Genomic DNA, 20,170 nt, shown 5'->3' with positions numbered 1-20,170 from the left:
ATTTTTGAGCTAGTCATGTTTAAAACAAACACTATCACAATGAAGAAATTATTTTACTTATCACTACTATTTTTATCCATTAGTAGTTATAATTTTTCTCAGACTCTCTTATGGAGTGATGATTTTGAAACCACTTCGGCTAATTGGAATCTAACAATACAACCAAGCCCAAATGCTTCTAATGCCAATATCTGGAAAATTTCAGATGAAGAAGGAGGAGTTGCTCCGGGAGGATGTGGAGTAGCAAGCAATGGAAATAAAACGCTACACGTCACTTGTCAAGGTGTAACATGTATAGGAACAGGAGCACTTTATTTTTCTGGTGATGGAGGAATGTATGGAATGGATGCAACGACAGATATTAGAGCTGCTTTAACCACTCCTATTTCTACAGTGGGAAAAACTAACCTAGAAGTAACGTTCGATTGGATAGGTGTAGGAGATGCAGGACAGGATTTTGCCAAATTGGAATACAGTGTGGACGGAGGGATTACATGGACCTCTATTTGGTCACAAACTCCTGGAGCTGTTTGTGGAGGGGGACAAGGACAATGGGCAGCACAAACAGTACCTCTTCCAGTTGCAACCGAAAATCAAGCTGATTTGCGATTTGCATTCCATTGGGTAAATAATAACGACATGAATGGAAGTGACCCTTCCTTTGCAGTGAATGATTTGAAGCTATTTACAAATGCTGTAACGGGAACTCCTCCTGTAGCTGATTTTACAACCGCTAGTTTTACAATTTGTAAAGGAGATTGTATAAACTTCACCGATTTATCTACTAACTCCCCTACTTCTTGGGCTTGGAGTTTTACAGGAGCTGCAACTACTTCTTCTACATCACAGAACCCTACAAATATTTGCTATAATACAGCGGGAACTTATAATGTTTCTCTAACAGCAACCAATGCTAGTGGTTCAGATACCAAAACCATTCAAATTACTGTAAATGATTGTTCTGCAGGACCTACTTCTGATTTTAGTACACCAAGCACAACAATTTGTATGGGTGATTGCATTGATTTTACAGATCAATCTACAGGAAGCGGAATATACATCTGGGATTGGGTATTTAATGGTTCTGACACCCCGACTTCTAATGGACAAAATCCAAGCAACATTTGTTATAATACAGCAGGCACCTTCAATGTAACGCTTACAGTGACGGATGCTAATGGAACAGATACCAAAACCATTCAAATTATCGTAAATGATTGTTCTACAGGAACTCCACCAACCGCCATGTTTGTGCCAGACACACTCATAGTCTGTATGGGTGATTGTATCTCATTTACCGATTTATCTACAGGTGATCCAACTTCTTGGGCATGGGATTTTGATGGAGCTTCTCCAGCAACCTCAACAAAACAACATCCAGCAAAGGTATGTTTTAACGAAGCACGTGACTATAACATTAGTCTAACTGTCTCCAATAATTATGGGAACGATCAAATCATTAATGCTGTACATGTCAATGAGGGTCCTGAGATTATAGGATATGGAGACACTATTATTGAAATGAATGGTACAGCTGTTATCTGGGCTGAGCCACAAGAACCTGGCTATTTCTATTGGGATCCTGCATCTTATTTAGATTGCGACACATGCCTAGTTGCAAATGCATCTCCTTATATCACTACTGTTTATTACCCGTCTCTAATCGGAGTAAACGGTTGCGTGGGAAGAGATACAGTTGTCGTGCAGGTTAAATTCAAAGAAATTGTAGAGGTTCCAAGTGCCTTCTCTCCTGGGGCTGGAAATAATAACCTACTTCATGTACTTGGAATTGGTATCACTAGCATAGATTTTAAGATTTTCAATCGTTATGGACAATTGATTTTCCAAACTACAGATATAAATGAAGGTTGGAATGGAAGCTATAATGGTAAACCATTGAATCAAGGAGTGTTTGTATATACCCTTGATTATACTTTAATAGATGGTACAACTGGAATGAAAAAAGGAAATGTTACACTTATCAAATAAGCGCACTATGAAATCAATATCTATATTCATATTTTTATTATTCAGTATTACTGCTTTTTCACAGCAAGGTAGAAATTTCAGTATGTGGTATCATAACAACTATCAACACAATCCAGCAGCTGTTGGTACTAATGATCATAATTTAAAAGCATTTGTTAACTTTAGATACCAATATTTTACTGTATCTAAAAAACCTTTTCAGACGTTATCAGCCTCAATGGAAACCAAATTAGCTGAATCCAAACGTTCCAAAAATCATTTAGGTTTAGGTGCATCTATCATCAACGATATGAGTGGAGATGGAACATACATGGTAAATGATGTGAATATTCCTGTTGCATATCATATCTATTTCGATGATTACAGTTCTATTTCATTAGGTGTGGCACCTGGTATTTACCAAAGATCTATTTTAAGAGGAAACTATACATGGGAATCTCAATGGAATGGATATGAATTTAATCAAGGTGCAGATCCAATCAATTTAGCAGGAGCCAATGCCATTCGTTTTGATATTGGTGCTGGATTAATGTATAAATATGAATCTTCTGCTACAAATAAATATTATGGTGGTTTCTCCGTTCGTCATATTTCTCAACCAAATATTGGTTTTATAGGACAAGATAAATTAAAGATGCGTTTTATAGGTCAATTTGGAATGAAACATCGTTTCAAACTTAGCAATTTCGGAATTTCACCTAATGTTTTAGCTGTTTTCCAAGGACCTAATCACGACATTGTGTATGGTTCAAATTTTGATTTTTACTTTAGAGATGCTTCTACTCGAACTATATTTGTGACTCCTACACACTTTTCTGTAGGTATTTACCATAGATATGGAGAAGGTATCATCTTAAATTTCCAATACTATTTCCAAGGAATTAATATTGCCCTTGCCTATGATACAAACATCAATTCTATGATTCGTACATCAAAGAGTGTAGGAGCATTTGAATTGGCATTTTCTTACGATATCATATTTAATAAGCGCGGTAAGTTTATCTATTAAGTATAAACTGACTGAATTGAATTATTTAGGCCATCTATATCTAACAAATGGGGATTATTCCTTAATGACGGCTAATCTGTATGGAGATTTTGTAAAAGGAAAAAAATTTTCGCACCTCCCTGAAGTTGTAAAACAAGGAGTCATCTTGCATAGAGAAATAGATTTCTTTATTGATAATCATCCTGAGGTAATTAAACTAAAGCAAAAGCTCTATAAAAGTTTACCCAAGGTGTCGGGAATAGCTATCGATTTGTTTTTCGATCATTTATTAGCTAAAAATTGGAGTGATTATAGTAAAATAAATTTATCTGATTTTATTGAACCCTTTTTTAAATATTCATTAAATCCTCACAATCTATCATTTGAAAATCCTGTATTTCACTATGCTGATGAGTTTATTTATTTACTACAGATTATGTACGAAAAGGAATGGATATATCAATACCAGCAGATCGATGGTTTAAAAATGGCTTCAACCGGATTGTCAAATCGAATCCCATATCCAAATGAACTAGGTAAAGCTGTTCTTGTTTTTACGCATTTAGAAAATGAAATAACCCAAGTTTTTAAAGGATTCATGTTTGATGCTCAAGAAAAATTTCTAAGTAATCAACATAGTGTTGATAAACTTATCAATCTATAATTGGTTGTCCCATTCAATTTTCATAACTTTCCATAAAATATATCTATTTGAAGGTTAAATCTGCTAAAAATACCGTCTCCTTTTTTGTTATTTTATTTGTATTATCTATACTGCTTAATTGTCAGAATCACAACGCAAGTAAAACATTGGTTGGTAGAGCCAATCCCGATAAACAAAATGATTTGAAAGAGATCCTAAAGGATAACCGCTTGGTTATTTTAGTAGAAAACAGTACCACCTCTTATTTCATCTACAAAGGGCAAAAAATGGGATTCGAATATGAAATTCTGAATGAATTTGCCAAATCATTAGGTGTAAAACTAGAAGTAAACATTATCAATGACTTAAACAATGTAATTAATGAGTTAAATGAAGGATATGGAGATATTCTAGCCTGTAATTTCACAGTCACAAAGGATAGAAAGAAAGAAATTGATTTTTCAGAACCTATTTTAAGAGCCCCGCAAGTATTAGTTCAGCGACTACCAGAAGGATGGGAACACATGAAAAAGAATGAAATTGAAAAACATCTCATCCGTGATCCGATTCAACTTTCTAGAAAAACAATTCACGTATGGAACAAATCTAGCTATTATGACCGACTCATCAATCTTCAACATGAAATGGGAGACACATTTATCATTGCTCCATTGGATGGGAATTTAATTGCAGAAGAAGCCGTAGAAATGGTGTCTAAAGGAATAATTGACTATACCGTTGTAGATAAAAATGTTGCGATTATCAACCAAAGATATAATAAGAATGTCGATACAAAAATGCTTCTAAGTTTTGAGCAACAAATCGCTTTTGCAGTACGTAAAGAAAGTCCACTGCTTCGTAAAAAATTAAATAGCTGGTTAAAGGAATTTAAACAAACGACAAAATTCAAATACATTAAACATAAATACTACGACTTATCAGAATATACGGATAAATCGCAAAGTGAATATTCATCTATTAAAGGAGGTAAAATTTCCGGTTTTGATAACATCATAAAAAATGCTTCCAAAAAACGTGGGTGGGATTGGAGACTAGTTGCGTCTATCATATACCAAGAATCTAAATTTACACTGGAAAATGAATCATGGGCTGGAGCATATGGGTTAATGCAGTTTATGCCTTCTGTTGGACCTATTTACGGTGTTTATCCTGACTCTCCTCCTGAAGTACAAATTGAAGGAGGTTTAAAGAAACTATCCTATAATTATAAACAATGGGCAAGTATTAAAGATTCTATTCAGCGAATTAAATTTACAATAGCTACATACAATGCTGGAATGGGACACGTTTTAGATGCTCAAAAGTTAGCAGAGAAATATGGGAAAGACCCACACAAATGGGATGATAATGTTGAAATCTATATGCGTTATCTATCTGACCCCAAATACTACAAAGATCCATTGGTGAAATTTGGATATATACGAGGAAACGAGACTTTTAACTATACACGTGCTGTTTATGCACGTTACCTAGAGTATAAAAAGCTCTTTAAAGAGTATGTATAAAGAAGTATTATATACTAAATGCACAACAGGTACTTGTTAAAATAAAAGTAGGCGTGTTAAACGCCTACCCTTCCGCTATAAAATTAACTTTTGGAATAATTACTTCATCTTTCAATTTATATTTTATTCCACTATAAATTTAGCATTCATAGATCGTTGGTTGTTTTTAATAACCAAGAAATACATCCCACTATTTAAAAGCGTACAATCTAATTCCGCATTCATTCCAGCAATATGTGATAGTCTCATAACTTCTTGTCCATAAGCGCTATAAATAATTATTTGAGCATTAGCTAAATCAAAGTTTGTGCTTAAAGTTAAATGAGAAGTTACTGGATTTGGGAATATACTCATCTCTTCAACCATTCCATATTTATCTATACTTGCATCACAAGGAAACTGACAATAAGTAATGCCTGATGCAATTGTTCCTGTATTATAGTCAACTCCCCCACCGGTATTATCACAAAAATCAAAAGTACCATTCATTTGTCCAGTATTTGTTGAATTATATCCTATACAAAACTTACCATTTCCTTTTACTTCTTTGGTATTTGCCCAATTATCTTGAACTAAAACATACCCATCATTTAGAAATACTGCAGGAGATGCCAAAGAATCAGAGTTGGCCCAATTATGATCTACATAAATGTTTCCACTTGCCGTATTTTCAAACGATTTACAATTTAGAAAGTACGTTGTATTTAATTTATACGCATTTTGCCAAGTTCCAAGATTTAAGAATTTATCGGTATAAATAGTCCCACTATTGGTGGTATTTCCTGTAGCATCATTCATTAAATTAGTACATGTAGTTTTACCAGTACCTCCATACGTTCCACGAATTAAGAACCTAGTAGCTTTGACATCACCATTATTCCCGATTGACCCTCCTTGATCAATTAGTAAAGCAGTTGTCTCAATAAAAGAGTTAGCGTTATTCAGTTGGATATATGCTTTTGTGTACAAACTATCAGCCTTTATGGTTCCATCTGTTCCAAAAACACTCCCCTTCATGAAGGCTATTTTGGATACTTCAATTTTCCCTTTATTTATAAGTGTAGCATTACCTGTAGGAGTAGTATTAATAGCGAAGGAACGCGTATTATTATTTCCTGTAATAGAGCCTGTAGCACTTACCGTAAAATCACCTGATTCGTGTGTGTAATTCTGATCTAGAGTTACTTTATGGTTGATGGTAACAGTTCCTGTTGTTACTGGTGGAATACCTCCAACCCAAGTAGAAGAACTAGACCAATTTCCATCCTGTGCAGTTGTTTGTGCATTTACTGTAAATGCCATAGCAAGTGCAGTGAACATAAGTAAGTGTTTTTTCATATAATAGAATTTAAAATGTGTTCCAAATATATTGAAAAAATATAGCACAAACCCACAAAATCAGTTTTTTAACAAAAGTATTAGAAGGTGAATTTCATACTTCGCTCATCCAGAATGGCAAAACTTATTTTAAAAGAAGTTTTTAATTTAGATATATGATTCCCTTCAGAGAATACACAATAAGCTCCTATTCTCAATCTTCTTTTGGCAAATTTAAAGATACGCTCTAACCCGACATATAACTCGTAATGAATCCAATCATGTTCGGGTACCCATAAGAAACCGCCACCTGCAACAGTTGAAATGCGGGTTTTCTTCATAAATGGGATCTTATTAATAAGAGCGCCATTAAAATGGTGTATATAGTGCGTTTCTAAATACCAATTCATAGTGGGTAAGGTAGAATCTAAATCTTGATATGAATATAAAGGATTAGAAAATAAGATAGGGTCCCCTCTCCTGAAGAATTTAAAGTCTTCCGGATGGAGTTTTTTTGTATTTAAGAATTTACCGGTAGTAATATGATATTGAGATGTCCCCCACGTACCAATATTAAAAGCTTGACTCATACCAAATTGAATATAGTCATGATTGACATCACTATCAAATATTTTGGGTATTCCTTTTTCGTAGGACATATATATAGTAGGCCATTTAGAACCCAAAATAACTTTACGCTTAGGTTCACGCATATACTTTTGGAAAGGCGTATAGCGTATCATCAAATTACCAATAAATGAATTGAATGGAGTAAAAACGGGTGGTTCCACATTATTCAAAGCTTTATCAAACCAACGAATAAATTTTGTGTTAGCAGGCAATGGGCTCCGGTAAATATAGGTCAACTCCGTCTCAACAACAAAACCATTAAAGGCTTCAAATGTATGTCCTAAAGTACCTGAAGTACTCACAATAAAATTATCACGTAGAAACACTTGTGTAAGTGCATCATACGAACGGATTAAGTCATAGTTATGGGAAACATTCATCCATAAATTAGATTGTCTAAAGGGGTCGTACAAATATTGAATGGTTGTCCATCCTTTTACATCTCCATTGAGTACCCCAACATCCGTTCGGATGAAATAATCAATAGAACGTTCGTTATTCCATTTTTTATAAAAGCTAAAATCAGGTCCAATACGTGGTCCTGCTATATACAAAGGGCGCATTGTACCAGCAATAGAACTAATTGTCCATTGTGTTTTTTTTGCTCGATTTCTATGATCTATACCAAACCAAACTACTTTCCAAAATGTTACTTTATTGAATACCGAGTCAATTGAATCTAAATAGTTTTGTTTTAGAAACATATTCTCGATACTATCTCTTTGTTTAATATACTTTTGTTCTTCTAATGTAAGAGGTATCAATCTATTTTGAGACCAATACGAAGTGTCTTTATCGTATGCATCAGTGGTTGTTACAGCCACTTCATTTCCAAATTTAATTCCCTTAAAATTCGGAGAAAAGTTATAATTAGTATAGCTCACATTGGTGATTCCATCATATTTCTCTTTGTTAAAAGAAACTCCATATTTCATAATTTGTCCTGTTAGCACACTCATGGTATCCCCGACAGTTCTAAATTCTTGTTGAATAGTAAAATAATCATAAATAAAGAGGTTTCCCTTTGAGATAGTAAATTCTAATTTTTCTACCATCCAAGAACTATCAGCTATCCATATATATCCATCCAGTGTGGAAGTAGCAACATTTCTAGGTGTAATTTTAATCTTATTTAATGACGGCTGATCCTTACGTTCTATCTTTTCTACCAATTGATATTTATAGGAAAGTATTCCTGCATTAGATATAGGAGATTGTATAGGATTTTTACTTAAATCATTTAAGTACAATATATTTTGAAAGAAATTAAAATTTGCAGCGGCAGTTGTAGTAAAATAAAGATATTGGTCATTCCCACGTTTTGTATATGCATTACGAACTTCTTTAATACTCGCTGGAGGCACATAATTTCGAGTCAATTCTACCTCTACCATATCCATATCTTGCAATTGACTCAATTTCTTACGTTTTAACTCCTCCACAGAATCAAAATGAGCATTTTCTATTTTTTCTTTCTCTTGTTTCTTGGTTCCTTCAACTTTTTTTTCTTTAGTTGCACGAATATAAACTTGGGTAGAATAAGCATATTTATTAAAATCTATTTCATCTTTAATTTTAACCGTTCTCAAAACAATATCTCTACCTACATTCCTCCTTTTCGTTCTATAATCAACGCTTTCAAACTCTTCTACTTTGGAGGAAAAGAGTTGCATATCAAGTAGGGTTTGTTTTTCTTTAACACCTAAATAATATTCTCTATCTTCAAATCCTACAGCCGAAAACACCAAATAATATTCACCTACTTCGAGACGCATCAAATAATTCCCATTTATATCAGAACGCGTTCTTAATTCTGGTTTATTTTTTACAAAAACTTCAGCATAAGGAATCCCAATATTACTTTCATCTGTAATTCTTCCTTTCACTTCGTATTGCGACCACACAAAGGAGGGTAAGAGTAACAGAAAGATGGAGCAATATCGAAGTAAGAATTTACTCATCAATTAGGAATTCTTTTGGTATATAATCTTAAAGAAAACCAAAGGTAATTAAAATTAAGTAAATACAATAGTATGGTTAAAATGAGAATGAGAGAGCTAAAAACTATGAATTCTTAGTATTCTCCTCTTGAATTTTATTCATTCTTTTTAACATTATACTACGTATAAAATAAAGGAATAATGCTAAAGCACTGAAAACATAATAGGGATACCACCTTCTAAATCCATCAGTAAATCCCTTGTAAGTAACAATAATGGCAATAAATATTCCCATTGTTAACCAAAATAATTGCATAATGCGTGTATATGTTTTCATTGTTATTCTTTTAAAAATATTTTAGCAGTTGGTTTAAAGAATTGAGCCGTATCAAAAGAGGGAGTTGTCCATGCTCCTACTCCACTCAAAATCATATCTTTTGTTGTTATCACAACTGCTTTATTGGTATAAATAGAATCACCTCCTTTTTTCCAATAAAGCACTTCGGTTTCCATTGTCCGTTGGTCTTCAATATTTACTAGTTTTACACTATCTCTAACCATGATTATTCCCGACTCATCATCAATTTGACCATATTTAGAGGTGAGTATAGATTCTATTTTACCCTGATTATCAAAAAAATGTACTTTCAATCCATCTTTAAACTTAGTTATAGATTTAGGATGAGTATAAGTTTCGGCAATACGAGCAAAAATTTCAACTTTAGCTAAACCAGAATCGGTATAGATAATATGGAGCATCTCACTTGTTTCATCGGGGTTATCAGGATGTGTGGTGATTTTCTTAACTTGATCTAAATCATTGGAGCAAGAAAAAAATATTCCTGCTATCAAAACGATAGCAGGAAATAGGAATGAATTATATTTTAATTGTTTAGACAATTAATATTTTACAATTGTATAACTTTTACCCCAGCAACTTAATGTTACCTGATCTCCTACAGATTTATCTTCATTGAAAATATCATTAGAAGAAGGGCATTGTGCTTTTAAAGAGCTGATTAAAGAACCATTTCCAGATTTTTCAGCTAATTCAACAGCATAATAATTATTTGCTTTTCTTTCAAAGGTAGAAACTCCACATTCATTCATTAAAGCATTCACGCTTCTAGCAGAAATCTCATACCCTTTTGCAGAATTTTTTCCAGTCACAGCAATTCCAGCATCGTGAGCAGATCTATAACTTCCTGCATTATAATATGCTTTAGCTATTTCATACTCAATATCACTCTTTTGCTCAGCATTTTCAGCCATTCCTAATGCTTTTCTGAAAGTTGCAACTGCATCAGACATTTTCTTTTGACTAGCTAACATTTTACCTTTTGCAATTACTGCATCTACAGAAGGATCTATAGCGATAATTGTATCTACTAACATAACATATTCTTTACTATCAGTACATTTTTTATCTTCTAATAAACTCATGAAATTTTTAACTGTTGCTTTTTTAGCTTCTTTATCAGCTGGTAAGTTCTTCATGAAGTTATTAATATCTGGAAGGATAGAAGCACAATCTGTAACTGCTTTATCAAGGTAAGCTGCTAAAAAGTCATTTAAATCAGCGCCCATATTTCCTTTGTTACCATAATCAGATAGAATAAAGAAGTCTGCAATCAATCTTGCTTTGTAATCAGCTTTCACTTTTGCATCTTGTTCCTGTACCCAAAGATTGAATAAATTTTGATAGTATAACTGTAAATATCCTTTGTTTACCTTTTCTTTCTCAAAATGAACACCTTTATTAAAAGCCTCATCTGCTTTCTTCATATTACCTGGCTTTCCTTGTGTTAAATAGCTATAACCCAATTGAACTTGCCATCTATCTTGAATACCATGTTGTTTTTGTCCAACTTCATAAACATAGATTAAAGTATCCAAATAGGCACTTTTTATAGCCTCATCTGTAGCATTTCTCATAGATTGACCAACAGAATAGATAAATGGGTCAAAAAAGACCATTTCTAATCCATCACACTCTTTTAAAGCACGTATATAAGAACGAGTTACTTTTTCATATTCTTTTGCTTTATAGGCATAACCAGCAATAGCTTTGTAACGTGTACATTCATCTGCATTATCATCTTGTGCATAAGTGAAGAACCCTAAACTAAGAGTAAAAATCGCTGTCCATATTAAATTTTGCATTCTCATTGTAGTAAAATTAATCGTATTTATATTTTTTAAACCATCTGTCGTACCCTGGAGCAATATTTATGCCGATATTGAATCCATAATAATTTTCTTTTATGCTATTTGCTATTTTAGAAGAACCCATAACTCCATAATTAGCTGAGAAACTAATAGTTGAAACTGCTCTATTCAATATTAAAGGAAATCCAAACCCAAGTGTTACACCTCTATCTTGTAATTGTGTACCTCCAACTGCATAAGGTGAATCAATCCAATATCCACCAATTCTATATTTAATTTTATCAAAATATTTGATATAAGAAGATCTGGCGGCTGATAATCTATGTGGAACAAATTCAAATCCAAAGCGATAGGAACTAGAGTTTACGTAACGATTTATTTCTCCAGTGCCATTGAAATTCTCTTGGTATGCACTCCAATTCATCATATCGTATTCAAAAGTAAATAAATAAGATGACAATTTAGTTCTAGAACGTACTGAATCATCTTGAGGAGTGTATCTATAGGCAATACCAATTTTAGTCATAGCTGGAATATGAATTCTTCCAGTAATTGTAGGATTATTTAGAATGGTATCATAAGTTCCTATATTGGTGAAGTTTGAATAAAATATACGCGTATCTTCCTTCTCAAATTTCATTTTTCTTTCAGGTCGGAAAACAGCTCCTAGTCTTAGACTATGTTTATCTGATATTTTATACTCATAATTTAAACCTATTTCCATTCCAAAATCTTTGGCAATTAATTTTCGATCGTCTAAACCTCCTTTTTCGCCATTACTTGTATTCTGGTAAGCTCTACGTTGATTATTTATTTTCCCAAAGTAGTAAATACCATTTATACCGAGAGATAATGAATGATTTCTATTATCTAAGATATTCCCTGCAAAGCCTATAAAGATTTCTTGAATTCCACCTTTTCCTGAATATCGATAATGGATACTATCTCCATCTGGTATATTTCCACCTCCGATTTCATACCCCATTCGACTATATGGTTTTAATCCAAAACCTAACCCAAAACGATTTGCAAAAGGAATAGCTAATCCGAGGTGAGTGATATTCGTAAACCTTCCTTCAGATGCAAGTCCATTGTTATCAGAGAAAGATTTTTCGTAATGATTAAGTCCAAACGAGAATAAAGGTAATTGTTTGGCTAATAAAGAATAGGTTGATGGATTAAAGAAATTAGCCTCACTTGAGTCCGTCAATGCCACTGAAGCACCACCTAAACTATTAGCATACGCATCACCATAAAACCCCACATCTCCAATTCCCCATGATGAATAAGGGGAACTTGTATTCATCTGTCCCACTACTATTCCAGTGAAAATGGTTGCAATTATTACTAAAGTATATTTAAACATTATGCTTCAAAATTAAGAATAAACCTGTAACGGTTAAATTTTCAACGGCAAATATGCTATTTTTTAATTCGATTTCAAACCTTTTATAGTCCCCACCTGTCAAAAAAATTGTTAATGAAGCATATTTTTTTTGATATTTTGTAATTAATCCTTCTATTTCAGCCTGAATTCCATTAATAACTCCCGAAAGCATTGATTCTTTCGTAGATTTACCAATAAGAGGGGCATGATTTTCTAATTCCAACTGAGGAAGGGCTCCTGTAAAATGGTGCATCGCATTTAATCGCATGGCATAGCCTGGCGAGATAGAGCCTCCCAAATACTTATTCTTATCTACTAAATCAAATTTAATACATGTTCCAATATCAATCACTAAAGCCGCTTCAGTAGTAGTGATTTTAGAAGCTGCTACAGCATTTGCAATTCTATCTGCTCCTAATGTGTCAGGAGTTTCATATTCTTGCAATGAAATGGGGAGAGCTGTTTTATAATCTAATACAATCGTTGGTTGTGCTAATGCTATAATATTTTGCTTGCTTTGTGCATCTACAACGGAAGAAAGAATGCAATAATCAGAATCTCTTTCTTGCAATATATATTGAATCATCTTATGATCACTCCAAGAAAGTATCATTTGATTAAAAATAACATCTTCTTGAAAATCAACTATTTTCAAGAAGGTATTCCCAGCATCTATTATGCGATATTTTAATGTCTTAGACATAGGCGTGCAAAGTTAAAAGAAGATTTTAAAAAATTAATGCTTTAGATTGTTTGAAAATAAAATAAGTTGTTATATTTGCCCCCACGTTCGAAAAACGAGGCTGGTGATGTAGCTCAGTTGGTAGAGCAAAGGACTGAAAATCCTTGTGTCGGCGGTTCGATTCCGTCCATCACCACAACAAAATCCGAATTAACAGATTGATTATCAACGAGTTAATTCGGATTTTTCTTTAAGTGGCGAACAAAAGTGGCGAACATTTGATAAAAATCGCCCAAAAAAAACCTCTTTTGATGAGGTTTATGCACTTTTTTTTGAAATTACACTAGTCATCAGGTAGAACAATTTTTTTTAACTTAATTCGATGATTAATTAAATTTTTATTTTGATTCCAAATACTTATACTATAGTTAGATACATTTATATGATGAAGAAATTTTGGATAGAAAAAAATAGATGGATTAGACACCTCATCAAGTTTTATGGCTTCCCATATAACTGTGCTATCTTTAATATCGTATGCAGTAAAAGTTAAAAATGTTCCTTTTTCAAATTGTACAGGATCTATTTCAAACTGATACATAAATGGTTTATCTAGCTGTCTTACTTTACTGTTTTCTATTGAGTAAAATTCATCTTCTCCAGAGAAATGAAATTTCCTTTCATCTATAGTTAAAGGTTTTATTCCTCGTTGAATAGATTTTATGAATGATAACATTGGAACGTTATCTCCTTGAATAAAATCTGGAGAGAATTTTAAAGATCTATAAAACTCATCTGGTTTATAAACACCCCATATATCATCGATTTTTAAGTTATTTTCATTATCTAAATCTAAATGATGAATAAGAACTGATAATTTAAAGTTTTTATTTTCCCAGGATAATAACTCTTTAGAATCAACTTTATAAAGAGCTAGTATAGTTTTATCTTTAAATACTTCATTAAAAATTAAATATTGCTCCTCATTAAACACTTCACAATAAACCAAAAATTGATTATTCTTTGTATAATTATAAATTAAGTCTCTCACGTAAAGCACCTTATCTTCCTGTCGCTCAAATAAACTTTGTGTTCCATAATTATTTAAAACCTTTAAGTCTAAACAAAGCGTTTTACCTCTCCAATCTTCTATAGTTGATTTTTTAATAAATTCTTCAAAACGTATAATTTTATTATTATAGGAACATTTATTAAACAATGTTATTTGAGCATCTGTACAAGTAGAAAAATTAATAAGAGAATCATTACAATCCATTATTTCATGATTATGGAAAATCCAAAGTGTAGAGTCAGCACTCATCTGGATATCCATTTCTGTACCATCTAATAAAGTAATAGCTTCTTTTAATGCTTCCCAAGAATTTGCGTAAAGATTAATATTCCCATTTTCATCGATTGGACCGCAACCTTTATGTCCAATTATAGCCGGATTATTTTGTGGCTCATCAACGTGACAAGAAAAGAGCAATAAACTAAATAATGCATAAATGATATAAACAAATCGTCTCATAACATCTTAAATTTTATAACCGTATAAATACACAATTAACCCACTGTGCATTTAATAGAATTGCTTCTCTTATTGCCCTTTTCTCTATTTTTGGAGTTTCATCTATCACCTATTTCGCATCTAAAATTTCTACCTCATATATTGAGAACGGAAAGATAGAAATTTACTTTTGTATAGCCATGAAGAATTAAAATAGAATGCTAAATCTCTATTTTGTAATTGTGATTATCAAATGTTAATATACGTTTTTGCTTCAGAAGATAATTTATATGATTTTTTAGATTATTAATTTTATCAATCTTTTTAATTTTGAAATCAATTCCCTTAAAAGTCATTTGAAAGTAAAGCTCCAAATCAAGAAGGAGGGGGATATTTGTTACGATTAAGGTATGGTTATATAAAAAAAATCTATCTTTGAAGAATGAAGAATCTATTGTCATTTATTCAAAATCATCGCTATGCCATACTTATGTCAGCGGGGATTTTAATATTACTTTGGCCACTTACATTCTTCTACAATACACCTAAATGGGATAATATTAGCGGTTTTCTACCCTATCGTTATTTTATAAGTGATGCGATATGGAATGGACATTTTCCCTATTGGAATAGCTTTCAACACATGGGATATCCTATATATGCAGATCCACAAAGTGGAATATGGAACCCAATCACTTGGTTATTTATACTGTTTGGCAAGTACACCATTACATCTCTGATACTTGAAATCAACTTGTATTTTTTACTTGCTGGTTGGGGAATGTATTGGTTTATCACACACTTTATAGGAGATAAACGTATAGCTGCCATCATAGGGTTTAGCTATGCTTTATCTGGACTGATGGTTGGTACTGCTCAAATCATGGTTTTCATAGCCGGTATTGCATGGCTTCCCTGGTGCTTAGGAGCAGTATATCTTTTTTTTCAGAAATTCAAATATGTTTATGCCATCTTAACGGGTTTCTTTATTGCATTAAATACTTCCTCCGCAAGCCCAGCTTATACCATTATCTTAATCTATATTTTTCTTTTTGTATTCATTTATTATTTCTGGAAATATAGGAAAGATGTGGCTACTCTAAAAAGAATATCGTTAGGAGGCGGAAGTATGCTTATTACAGCAATAGTATTGTTACTCCCTTATTTAGTTTCTGGATTTGAATTCGCGCCCTATTTTAACCGTCTAGAAAGACTACCTTATAGTGATTATCTACTAGCTAACCCATTTGTTCCCATCGATTATATCTCTTTTATTTTTCCATATTCCGTTTTAAGTAAAACAGAATCATTCACCATAACCGATATAACACTACGAAGTGGCTATTTTGGTCTTGTAGCATTTATATTTGTTCTCTTTGCTTTTACTAGAAATAGAATGAATAAAAAAGTAATCATTCTGTGCTTCATTGCTTTTATTGGTCTAATTGCAGCTTTGGGAAGTTATACTCCCATATACAAAATATTATATCACCTTCCGGGATTTGGAGTTTTCAGACATCCTTCTTTTTTCAAGACTTATAGCGTTTTTGCTTTATTAATCGTAGCTAGTATCGGTCTCCAAAATTTCTTAGAGAAACCCATTCTTACGAAAAGAGAAAAAACTATTCTTTATTCCTTCTTTAGTATTATAATTTTAGTTGGAATTCTCTTCTATTTCAGAACATCTCCAACCGAAATAAAAAATAATCTCATTGATTTTCTTCAAAGATCAGAATCGTCCAATCAGTATATGGCAACACATCTTGTTATAAACTGTATCATCATCATTTTCATCGTTGGAGTTTGTTATATAGCAAAAAAATTCTTCCAATTTTCTTGGTTTTCTACACTTTTTCTCTTTGCTTTCTTAGACATAGGCATACAAACCCAACTCAGTATTCCTTATACTGTTACCTATTCTTTTAAATATGCGGATTACAAGCAATTCTTCCGCACTCTTCCATCGGATATCAGTCAAGAAAACCTAGATTACCCTATGAGTTATTTTAACGAAAGTCAAGGTTTAAAGAAAATTGATGGAATCTGGCTCAACGTTTCCACATTTAATAAAACAATTTCCTTTGAAGGATATAACCCTTGTCAAATTAAGTACTTTGAGCAAGCTAAAATAGACTCTAGTTTAGAGTTTAATTTAGAGAATCCATTGTTTTACTTTGCAAATAAGGAAAAAAAGCCTAATTCTCCTATAGAACCTGGCTTAATTTGGGGAATAAACAATGAAGGAGATATCACTTCCCAAAATACTACAATTCACAAACCTCACGTAGGATATAACTCATTTTCTGTAGAAGTTCAAAACCAAAATCCAATTCCTCAATGGCTCATTTTAAATCAAAACTACTATCCACAATGGAAAGCTTATTATAATGGAAAAGAATTGCCTATATCAAGAATAAATACACATATTATGGGTATTATGATTCCAGGAAATTCGAATGGTAAAGTAGTATATCATATCTCTTCACCTGTTTCCTATCTCGGTGGAATTAGTATTATTGCTTATCTGTTAGTAGGAAGCTACCTTTTGATTGTATTATTTCCCATTCTATCATACTTTGGGGGATGTCGAAAACAGCAATCATAATTCTTTGTAATAATGAAACCAATAGGCTAAAAGAAGAAGAGGTTCTAACTTTCTTAGCGTTTATAGCAAATTACCATTTATATTTTGTGATGATGGTAGCACAAACTCTACTTACCTGTTTCTAAAACAATTAGTATCAAAAATAGAAGTCAATTTTTATTTACAAAACTCTAAAAAGATAGTATAAAAGCTCCTTTTGAATTATGGAAGATAAAGAAGGGTAATCGTTAAATTCTAATATGCCGGAAATTAAAAGCTAATTATCAGTATATCACTTTTAACAAATACAACGATTATAACTACTTAATATATAACACCCAAGCTCCTCCACTAGCATTTTGTTTATACTGCTGTACAGTCTGCATAGCAACAGCTCTATCAGATGTAGAATCAATAATCACATAATTTAATCCTCTAGTAGTATTTTTAACAATGATTGTATTTGGATAACTAGCCTTTAACTTATCTGCCAATCTTTCTGCATTTGAAATAACACCAAACGCTCCAACAACAACATGGTAACCGACTTGTAATTTAGTAGAGAAATCATTAGAGCTAATAGAACTACTTCCTCCACTCGAACTAGAGTTACCTGATGATGCTGAAGCTCTATCTACAGGAACAATAGTTAAATCATCTTTAGATTCGATTACTAGACCAGCTGAATTAATATCTTCACCATAACCTTCTAAAGTCGCAGACACAAATTGATAGTCAACATATTTGGTAGCTTGATTACCTGCATCACTTTCATAAGCTGGACCGTTTACACTAACATCTTTAATTTGGATATTTACCTTTCCTTTAAGCATATCATGAAGATTAATTGCTTCCAAAACAATTTGTTTTAAATTCTCAGCACGGGTCGCAGCTAAGGTTTTATTATCTTTAAATGATCTAGTTGGAACGTAGGAAGCTGAAGAGTTAATTGAAATTATGAATTCTTGTCGTCCATTATTTGCCTGCTCAACCATGCCATTTATTAAGCGTTCAAAATTTGCTTTATCTTCTGCAACTGAATTTCTGTTATAACTAAAATAATGCTTGTATGTAATGGCTGGGAAATTTCCTTCTTTAGTACCATAAACGACATCAGCATATACTTCTTGTTGCTCATCACACCCTAACTCATAAATTTGAGAAAAGAACGTTTCTTCCTCACCTGTCGCAGTTTGACGTGTTGCTACTAATTCATATTTGTGACATGGAATCACATTCAATCCGAATGGAATTTCTCCTATATCATAGGTTGTTACAGTAATATCTTCTTCACAATCCAAGCATCTTACACGAATAGCCACGGATGGGTCTTTTGGAGTAGTTTCATTCGGATAAGTTACATTTCCTTTGATCAGTGCTATTTGTTGTCTCACAAAATTCACCTGATAAATATCAGCCCCACCTTGACCTCCAGGTCTATTTGACGACATATAAGCAAATCTATTTTCACTCAAATTAAAATAAATATCATGATATGTTGTATTAATGGGGGTTCCCATATTCTCAGGTACAGACCATTTTTTTGTTTCCACATTATATTCAGTTTTAAATACATCAAATCCGCCGATACTTCTTTTACCATTCGATGAGAAATAAAGTGTAACATTATCGTCAGCTATAGAAGGAGCATCTTCATCGTATTCCGAATTAATTGTAGGTCCAAGATTAACAGGTTCTCCCCAACTTCCATCTGAATTCTTAGTGATTTTATATATATCTCTACCTCCAAATCCTCCTGGTCTATTTGAAGAGAAATAAAGTGTTTTCCCATCTTTACTAAAATTGATATGTGGATCCCAATATTTTGAATTTACCCCTGAGATTAATATAGGTTGCGTATTTTCTAATTGCTCATTTTTGAAAATCCCAAAATATAAATCTCCATTACCTACATTATCATTATAGTAATAAATAGTATCACTACCATTACTTGTAGATACGGCAGATTCATTCATATTAGCTTTACAGAAATTCATCATTTTCGGGTCATTCCAAACACCGTCCTCAGATTTTGTTGTATAATATATATCTTCGCTATACATGTTTGTTTTGACATCTACTATATTTTCATTGCTTCCATCTGGCCAAGGTCTTCGTGAAGTGTAAAACATATTATTACCATCACTAGAGATAGCAGGTGCATAATCAGGATATTTAGAGTTTACATTCCCTTTGAAATTTCCAATACGATATAGATTATCGCGATTTTCAACCGTCTTAGCATTATCACATTGTTGAAGCATTAATTGTACATCATCAGCATATACTAATTTCTTTACATTACTATTCTTATACGTATTATAATATTCTATAGCTTCATCAATACGATTTTCCAAATGGGCAACTCTCCCCAATAAATAATATGTTTCTACTGGCGCTCCAGTTTCCTTCTTATTACTCATTTTATATTTGGGATTTATATCGTTTTTTGCCTTTAATAGACATTGTTTAGCTAATTCTATATCGCCTTCCATACTAATTAAAGCTAATCCTTTACGATAATTGTAATTTGCAACATTTGGCTCTGATTCAAGTAATTTATCAATATAAAGAATCGAATTCTGATAAATTCCAGCTTCAAGCAAAGATGTATTTAATCGTATAATATCTTTTTTTGAAATATCATTTAATGAATTAATAATTTCATCACGATAAGATGGTCCATACACAATCTGTCCATATACATGATAAACAAAGAAAGTTAGCGATAAAATGATTATAAAACTAATTTTTTTCATGTCATTGTTTTATAGTTTCGATAATGTGTTACGAAATAAAATCAAA

The 20,170-nt window shown here is 32.5% G+C and carries 14 protein-coding genes and 1 tRNA gene; 6 read left to right on the top strand and 9 right to left on the bottom strand.

What is annotated here, in order from left to right; translation table 11 throughout:
* The first annotated feature begins 39 nt into the window (after positions 1–39).
* From M9897_06755 to M9897_06740, 4 genes are read left to right on the top strand one after another with little or no spacing between them, the layout of a single operon-like run.
* Positions 40–1,989 carry a PKD domain-containing protein gene (locus M9897_06755; GenBank protein ID MCO5268575.1) on the top strand — a complete coding sequence of 650 codons (1,950 nt, stop codon included), beginning with the start codon at positions 40–42 and terminating at the stop codon, positions 1,987–1,989.
* Positions 1,990–1,996: 7 nt separating this feature from the next.
* Positions 1,997–2,998: a PorP/SprF family type IX secretion system membrane protein gene (locus M9897_06750; GenBank protein MCO5268574.1), complete on the top strand. Its 1,002-nt coding sequence runs from the start codon at positions 1,997–1,999 to the stop codon at positions 2,996–2,998.
* Between the two features lie 16 nt (positions 2,999–3,014).
* A complete protein-coding gene (locus M9897_06745; GenBank protein MCO5268573.1) occupies positions 3,015–3,641 on the top strand; it encodes an ACP phosphodiesterase in 627 nt (208 codons plus the stop codon).
* Between the two features lie 47 nt (positions 3,642–3,688).
* A complete protein-coding gene (locus M9897_06740) occupies positions 3,689–5,146 on the top strand; it encodes a transporter substrate-binding domain-containing protein (protein MCO5268572.1) in 1,458 nt (485 codons plus the stop codon).
* Positions 5,147–5,269: 123 nt separating this feature from the next.
* Here M9897_06740 and M9897_06735 read toward each other — a convergent pair whose 3' ends face one another.
* From M9897_06735 to M9897_06705, 7 genes are all read right to left on the bottom strand, one after another.
* Positions 5,270–6,484 carry a T9SS type A sorting domain-containing protein gene (locus M9897_06735; GenBank protein MCO5268571.1) on the bottom strand — a complete coding sequence of 405 codons (1,215 nt, stop codon included), beginning with the start codon at positions 6,482–6,484 and terminating at the stop codon, positions 5,270–5,272.
* 80 nt (positions 6,485–6,564) lie between these two features.
* Positions 6,565–9,054 carry a DUF5686 family protein gene (locus M9897_06730; GenBank protein MCO5268570.1) on the bottom strand — a complete coding sequence of 830 codons (2,490 nt, stop codon included), beginning with the start codon at positions 9,052–9,054 and terminating at the stop codon, positions 6,565–6,567.
* 103 nt (positions 9,055–9,157) lie between these two features.
* A complete protein-coding gene (locus tag M9897_06725; protein MCO5268569.1) occupies positions 9,158–9,370 on the bottom strand; it encodes a hypothetical protein in 213 nt (70 codons plus the stop codon).
* Positions 9,371–9,372: 2 nt separating this feature from the next.
* The gene (lptC, locus tag M9897_06720; GenBank protein MCO5268568.1) at positions 9,373–9,933 is read right to left on the bottom strand and encodes an LPS export ABC transporter periplasmic protein LptC; all 561 of its coding nucleotides are present in this window, start codon (positions 9,931–9,933) and stop codon (positions 9,373–9,375) included.
* The gene (locus tag M9897_06715) at positions 9,934–11,196 is read right to left on the bottom strand and encodes a hypothetical protein (GenBank protein MCO5268567.1); all 1,263 of its coding nucleotides are present in this window, start codon (positions 11,194–11,196) and stop codon (positions 9,934–9,936) included.
* A 16-nt stretch (positions 11,197–11,212) separates the two neighbouring features.
* A complete protein-coding gene (locus tag M9897_06710) occupies positions 11,213–12,568 on the bottom strand; it encodes a hypothetical protein (GenBank protein MCO5268566.1) in 1,356 nt (451 codons plus the stop codon).
* Positions 12,561–13,292: a type III pantothenate kinase gene (locus M9897_06705; protein ID MCO5268565.1), complete on the bottom strand. Its 732-nt coding sequence runs from the start codon at positions 13,290–13,292 to the stop codon at positions 12,561–12,563. The genes M9897_06710 and M9897_06705 overlap by 8 nt, the downstream gene beginning before the upstream one ends.
* A gap of 102 nt (positions 13,293–13,394) precedes the next feature.
* Here M9897_06705 and M9897_06700 point away from each other — a divergent pair.
* Positions 13,395–13,467: transfer RNA gene (locus tag M9897_06700), tRNA-Phe, on the top strand.
* A 147-nt stretch (positions 13,468–13,614) separates the two neighbouring features.
* Here the strand turns inward: M9897_06700 and M9897_06695 are convergent.
* A complete protein-coding gene (locus M9897_06695) occupies positions 13,615–14,802 on the bottom strand; it encodes a hypothetical protein (GenBank protein ID MCO5268564.1) in 1,188 nt (395 codons plus the stop codon).
* Between the two features lie 421 nt (positions 14,803–15,223).
* Between M9897_06695 and M9897_06690 the strand changes: the two genes are divergently transcribed.
* Positions 15,224–17,386: a YfhO family protein gene (locus M9897_06690; protein ID MCO5268563.1), complete on the top strand. Its 2,163-nt coding sequence runs from the start codon at positions 15,224–15,226 to the stop codon at positions 17,384–17,386.
* Between the two features lie 299 nt (positions 17,387–17,685).
* Here the strand turns inward: M9897_06690 and M9897_06685 are convergent, their stop codons facing one another.
* A complete protein-coding gene (locus tag M9897_06685; GenBank protein MCO5268562.1) occupies positions 17,686–20,124 on the bottom strand; it encodes an SPOR domain-containing protein in 2,439 nt (812 codons plus the stop codon).
* Positions 20,125–20,170: the final 46 nt, after the last annotated feature.

Origin of the sequence: Brumimicrobium sp. (assembly GCA_023957385.1) — a bacterium.
Lineage (GTDB): Bacteria > Bacteroidota > Bacteroidia > Flavobacteriales_D > Crocinitomicaceae > Brumimicrobium.
Note: the sequence above shows the minus strand (reverse complement) of the source record. Positions and strands in the feature narration are given on the sequence as shown.